7 protein-coding genes are annotated in these 5,429 nt (G+C 42.3%); 1 reads left to right on the top strand and 6 read right to left on the bottom strand.

Annotation, left to right across the window (positions count from 1 at the left end):
* The 4 genes from SINDD18_RS11155 to miaA form a co-directional block, all read right to left on the bottom strand.
* The coding region (locus SINDD18_RS11155; RefSeq protein WP_241497301.1) for an MBL fold metallo-hydrolase at nt 1–348 on the bottom strand (348 nt) is incomplete at its 3' end.
* 14 nt (nt 349–362) lie between these two features.
* Nucleotides 363–986 carry a hypothetical protein gene (locus tag SINDD18_RS01255; protein WP_061862808.1) on the bottom strand — a complete coding sequence of 208 codons (624 nt, stop codon included), beginning with the start codon at nt 984–986 and terminating at the stop codon, nt 363–365.
* Complete coding sequence (gene hflX / locus SINDD18_RS01250) at nt 979–2,217, bottom strand: GTPase HflX (RefSeq protein ID WP_061862807.1); 1,239 nt, start codon at nt 2,215–2,217, stop codon at nt 979–981. Before hflX ends, SINDD18_RS01255 begins: the two co-directional genes overlap by 8 nt.
* Complete coding sequence (gene miaA / locus SINDD18_RS01245; protein WP_061862806.1) at nt 2,210–3,094, bottom strand: tRNA (adenosine(37)-N6)-dimethylallyltransferase MiaA; 885 nt, start codon at nt 3,092–3,094, stop codon at nt 2,210–2,212. The genes hflX and miaA overlap by 8 nt, the downstream gene beginning before the upstream one ends.
* 120 nt (nt 3,095–3,214) lie before the next feature.
* On the opposite strand from miaA, the gene SINDD18_RS01240 reads away from it, so the two are divergent.
* Entirely contained in the window at nt 3,215–3,385 is a 171-nt protein-coding gene (locus SINDD18_RS01240; RefSeq protein ID WP_001051776.1) for a DUF3042 family protein, read from the top strand.
* Between the two features lie 117 nt (nt 3,386–3,502).
* Here the strand turns inward: SINDD18_RS01240 and SINDD18_RS01235 are convergent, their stop codons facing one another.
* Nucleotides 3,503–4,342, bottom strand: a complete 840-nt coding sequence (locus SINDD18_RS01235) for a thymidylate synthase (protein ID WP_061862805.1) — start codon at nt 4,340–4,342, stop codon at nt 3,503–3,505.
* 101 nt (nt 4,343–4,443) lie between these two features.
* A complete protein-coding gene (locus SINDD18_RS01230; RefSeq protein WP_049508573.1) occupies nt 4,444–5,403 on the bottom strand; it encodes an ROK family glucokinase in 960 nt (319 codons plus the stop codon).
* Nucleotides 5,404–5,429: the final 26 nt, after the last annotated feature.

Below are 5,429 nucleotides of genomic sequence, written 5' to 3'. Positions count from 1 at the left end.
CTTATAGGGCAGACGAGAACCAGAGACACGCAAACTAGTCAAGACAAATGACTTAATACCTTGGGGACCATAGATTTCCAAATCTGTCTGCTCTTCATTGGCTTGAAAAGCACGACTAGAGAGAAATCCTGGTAAGCCAAAGATATGGTCTCCGTGCAAGTGGGTGATAAAGATTTTGCTGATTTTTCGTGGTCGAATCGTGGTTTCCAGAATGCGATTTTGCGTTCCTTCGCCACAGTCAAAGAGCCAAACTTCGTTAATCTCATCCAAGAGTTTCAGGGCGAGACTTGAAACGTTGCGGGCTTTAGAGGGCTGACCAGCCCCCGTTCCTAAAAATTGAATATCCATTCGATACTTTCTAATTAATCAAAATATAACATAGCAGTGCGGTTTTCCGAGCGGTAATAAAGCTTACCAGTATAGGCTTTAGCTTCTTGTAGCAAATCCTCTTGACTATAGCCTTTGAGACGTTTGCGACCATCAGCTAAGTTTTCCAAATCTGTCAAAGCTGTAAGATTTTCCACGCTAACAACTTCCTCGTCTCCGACAGACTTTATATAAATTTTTCCAGACTCCTCAAAAACCAGCTGATGTGGAAAAATTTGCGCAATCTCAAAGAGCAAGTCAGCAGTGATGACTTCCTCAACTTCTGAGAAAATCCGTCCAAGACCTTCACTCTCATAGCAAAAACCAAAAGATTTGCCTGATAGATTCAGACGAATAAAAGGCTTATTTTCTAGAGTGAAACTAGGTTCAGCATTGTAAAGATTCAGTTCCTGACTTAGTTCTGCAAAATAATCTGTCGCAGCTTGAGGACTCTTTTTCTGGTAGAGCTCTGCAAAGTAGGCATTAACCACGCTAGGTGGAGGGGTAATGAGAGCTAGTTGCTCCTCTTCAGACCTACCAGCTAAAAGCTGGTCCAAATATACCTTGTCTAGACTTGTATAGCCACCATACTTTAGAGCCAAAGTTTTAATATCAGTCATAAAATTCTTCTAACCTCCATTTATTTTTCTCGGAAATGTAGCCTGTAATGACTTCACCATCATCTTGGTAGTCACGTTCTTCAAGAATAGCGACACTCTCTAAATCATGAATCTTGTAGGACTTAGAAAAAGGCACGCGCAAAGTAAAGGGTTCAAAAATTTCCTTGATCTTATCTAGCAATAAAACCTGCAACTGTTCTCGACTATTCTCAGATTTGGCAGAAATCAGTGCATACGGCGTTTGGGTAGGCGTGAAATCCTCCACCAAATCCGCTTTATTATAAAGGGTTAGGCGAGGAATATCCTCCATGTCCAAGTCTTTCATGATAGACAGGACCGTTTTTTCATGTTCCTCATGGTAAGGATTGCTGGCATCGATAACATGAACCAAAAGGTCTACATGCTTGCTTTCTTCCAAGGTCGACTTGAAACTAGACACCAACTCTGTCGGCAAATCTTGAATAAACCCAACGGTGTCAGTCAAGGTAACCTGAAGATTGCCCCCCAGATGAATGCTTTTAGTTGTCGCATCCAGAGTCGCAAAGAGCTCATCTGCCTCATACTGGGTCTTGCTAGTCAAGGTATTCATGATAGTTGACTTTCCAGCATTGGTGTAGCCAATCAAACCAATCTTAAAGGTACTTGACTCCAAACGTTTTTCTCGAACTGTCGCTCGATTTTTCTCAACGACTTTGAGCTGACGCTCGATATCTGTGATTTGGTTGCGAACACTACGACGGTTAAGCTCCAGCTGACTTTCACCTGGACCACGGGAACCAATGCCCCCAGCCTGACGGCTAAGCATAATCCCTTGACCAACCAAGCGAGGCAAGAGGTATTTGAGCTGAGCAAGATGAACTTGAAGCTTTCCTTCATGGCTTCGAGCTCTCATGGCAAAGATATCCAAAATCAACTGCATGCGGTCAATGACTTTAACACCCAAGACTTCTTCTAAATTGACATTTTGTCGAGGTGTCAGACGGTTGTTGACAATGACAGTTGTGATTTCTTCTGCATCCACCATTTGAGCAATTTCTTCCAACTTACCAGAACCGACGAAGGTCTTGGAGTCGTATTTTTCACGTTTTTGTCTGTAACTATCGACTACGACTGCACCAGCCGTCTTAGCCAGACTAGCCAGTTCTTCCATGGAGAGGTCAAAATTATCCATGCCCTGGAGTTCAACACCAATCAGCAGGACTCGCTCCTCTTTTTTCTCCGTTTCAATCATTTAAAAACTCCTCAATCTGGTTTAAAATACGGTCTTTTACACCAGATTCTCCTATCTGATAAAAGGTCACCTGCATGCGATTACGGAACCAGGTTAGCTGGCGCTTGGCAAAACGGCGTGTCGCCTGTTTGAGACTCTCGCTAGCCTCCTCCAAACTCTGCTCCCCTCTAAAATAAGGAAAAAGTTCCTTATAGCCAATCCCTTTAGCAGCCTGCACATCTGGATAATGGTCAAACAACCACTTGGCTTCATCCAACAGTCCAGCTTCAAACATCAAATCCACACGGTGGTTAATTCGTTCATAAAGCTGACTACGCTCATCATCCAAGCAAATAATCAGAGGTTCATACAAGGTCTCTTGATTTTCCAAGTCTTGACCAAAATGGGCAATTTCCAAGGCACGCATGGCACGACGACGATTAAACTGGGGAATTTCAAGGCCTGCTTGATCCACCAGATGGGCTAACTCCTCATCCGAAAAAGGTTTCAAACTAGCTCGATAGGCTAAAATATCCTCATGTGGAGTCTCTCCACCTAGATGATAGCCCTCTAGCAGACTCTGGATATAAAGTCCTGTCCCACCAGCAATAATAGCGAGCTTACCTCGACTTTGAATATCCTCAATAGCTGCTTTCGCTTCTGAAACAAAATCAAAAGCCGAGTAAGACTCGGTTACTTCTCTCACATCAATCAAGTGATGAGGAACACTTGCCTGCTCCTCTGGACTAGCCTTGGCTGTCCCAATATCTAGTCCTCGATAGACTTGTTGGCTATCTCCACTAACTACTTCACCATTAAAATGCTTAGCAACTTCAATGGCTAGAGCTGTCTTTCCAACTGCAGTCGGTCCAACAATCACAATTATTTTTGTTTTCATCTTTTTTCCTTGAAAAATTCCCATTTTTTCGTTACTATTATTATATCACAAAAAGGTCAGTCAGAAAAATGCGACCTCTTGAGGTAGCTGGCTGATTTATAAGTTAAAGGAGGAATACTCATGGCTAAAGGATTCGCTAAAGGTCTTGTAACAGGTATTGCAGGAACTGTCGCTGCAGTTGCAGGTGCAGTATACGCAGTTAAAAAGAAAGTGATCGAACCAGAAGAACAAAAAGCAGCTTTCATCGAAGAAAATCGTAAGAAAGCAGCACGTCGTCGCGTATCACACTAAGCAACAAAAGAAGTTGAGATTTTTTCTCAACTTCTTTTTTTCTATTCTTTTATACTCAATAAAAACAAAATAGGAAACTAGGAATCTAGCCTGATTTGAAGAGATTTTCAGAGAGTATTAAATTGCCAAGTCAAACTTCAACTGTGGTTTCACAGGATCATAATCAACCAGCTCAAAATCCTCTGCTTTAATATCAAAGAAGTTGGTCTTGTCTGGTACATTCAAGACCAAACGTGGTTGGCAATTTGAAGGCTCACGACGAAGCAATTCCTGAGCTTGTTCAAATTGATTGTCATAAATGTGAAGGTTATTGATAAAGTAGAAGAATTTCCCAACCTTCCATCCAAAGTGTTTAGCAATCATCATCTGAAGAGCCACATACTGCATGGCATTGATGTGGTGAGCTACCAGCATATCATTAGAACGCTGGGTCAAGGTTGCATCCAGATAGATGTCCCCATCTACACGACGGACATCAAACATGGTCTGGAAGGCACATGGAAGAAGGCCGTCTGTTTCCTCAAAAGCTTGGTAATCCCAGAGAGAGATGATATTGCGACGGTTCCAAGGATTAGCTTCTAACTGTTTGAGAATCTTGTTAATGATGTCGTGCTTTTTAACCACAGCCCCATAACGCTCACCGATTGTCCCTGTATCTCCTACTTCCCAGTCATTCCAGTAGTGAACATTGTACTTGTCATTGAGGATTTCTAGGCTATTGGACTGGTCTTGGTAGATCCAAAGAACTTCCTTGATAGCTGATTTGATAGCAATTGGACGTAGGGTTGTGATGGGAAATTCACCCTTAGACAAATCATACTCCGCAAAAGCACCTGTGATGTACTTGGAGTTAGCTACTGTTCCATCCTTATACTTGGGACGAGCTTGTTCTGAAAAGACTCCTTCATTGAGAATTCGCTCGATATTTTCTTTAAAAATCGTGTCTGCTTTTGTCATTTACTCTCACCTCAATTATTGTCTTAACTAGTATAGCATAAAAAAAGAAAGGAGGAAAATCACTCGCTTACGGAAAGCAATTTTCTCCTTTTTATGTTTATTTATTGCAAGACAAGTGACGCAGCACCAATCACTCCAGCGTCGTTTCCTAGAGTGGCAAGAGCCAATTTAGTGGTTGTACGAACTTGTGGGAAAGTATTTTCATCATAAACCTTTTGTACACCTTGGAGAAGGAATTCTCCCGCAGCTGATACACCACCACCGATAACGATTGTTGATGGGTTTAGGATTGAACCGATGTTGGCACATGCAATTCCCAAGTAACGTGAGAAGTTACGGTAAACGATCAAGGCAAGGTCGTCTCCTTCTTTTGCCAAATCAAAGACAGTTTTAGCTGTTACTTCTTCTCCGTCATCAATCAAGCGTTTCAACTCTGCATCGCCTTCGTATTCATCTGCGTAACGACGAGTCAAGTTGACAATCCCTGTTGCTGAAGCTACTGTCTCAAGACAGCCTTTTTTACCACACGTACATGCGATTGGTTGATCAAAGTCAACTGTGATGTGTCCAAGTTCACCTGCAGCACCAGCAACACCGTGAAGTAATTTTCCTTCTGCCACGATACCGCCACCAACACCTGTACCAAGTGTCATAAAGACAACGTCTGGTTGGTTTTCACCAGCACCCATCCAACGCTCACCAAGAGCTGCCACGTTAGCGTCATTGTCGATGAAGAATGGAATACCCAAAGCTTTTTCCATTTTTTCTTTGATTGGTTGAAGAGTTTTCCAGTTCAAGTTGTAGGCACCGATAACAGTTCCTTTTTCACGGTCAACCACACCAGGTGATCCCATACCAATTCCACGGAAATCTTCAGCAGACAATCCAAGCAAGCCCAAACGATGTTGAATAGTTTCAATCATATCGTCTACGATATGGCTTCCTTCATCCAAAATGTTAGTCTTGATAGACCATTTTTCTTGGATTTCTCCTTCTTGCGTTAAAATAGCGAACTTGATAGAAGTTCCACCAAGGTCAATCCCAATAATCTTTTGACTCATCGTCTTCTCCTTATCCTTAATTGAAA

This window comes from Streptococcus infantis (assembly GCF_001579645.1).
Classification (GTDB): domain Bacteria; phylum Bacillota; class Bacilli; order Lactobacillales; family Streptococcaceae; genus Streptococcus; species Streptococcus infantis_E.
The sequence above is the reverse complement of the archived record's forward strand: the minus strand, read 5'-3'. Positions and strand labels throughout refer to the sequence as shown.

What these genes read in the sequence shown, in the direction of transcription:
- SINDD18_RS01240 (WP_001051776.1), top strand. Translation starts at nt 3,215, where the DNA reads ATGGCTAAAGGATTCGCTAAAGGTCTTGTAACAGGTATTGCAGGAACT.
- hflX (WP_061862807.1), bottom strand. Translation starts at nt 2,217, where the DNA reads ATGATTGAAACGGAGAAAAAAGAGGAGCGAGTCCTGCTGATTGGTGTT.
- SINDD18_RS01230 (WP_049508573.1), bottom strand. Translation starts at nt 5,403, where the DNA reads ATGAGTCAAAAGATTATTGGGATTGACCTTGGTGGAACTTCTATCAAG.
- SINDD18_RS01235 (WP_061862805.1), bottom strand. Translation starts at nt 4,342, where the DNA reads ATGACAAAAGCAGACACGATTTTTAAAGAAAATATCGAGCGAATTCTC.
- SINDD18_RS01255 (WP_061862808.1), bottom strand. Translation starts at nt 986, where the DNA reads ATGACTGATATTAAAACTTTGGCTCTAAAGTATGGTGGCTATACAAGT.
- miaA (WP_061862806.1), bottom strand. Translation starts at nt 3,094, where the DNA reads ATGAAAACAAAAATAATTGTGATTGTTGGACCGACTGCAGTTGGAAAG.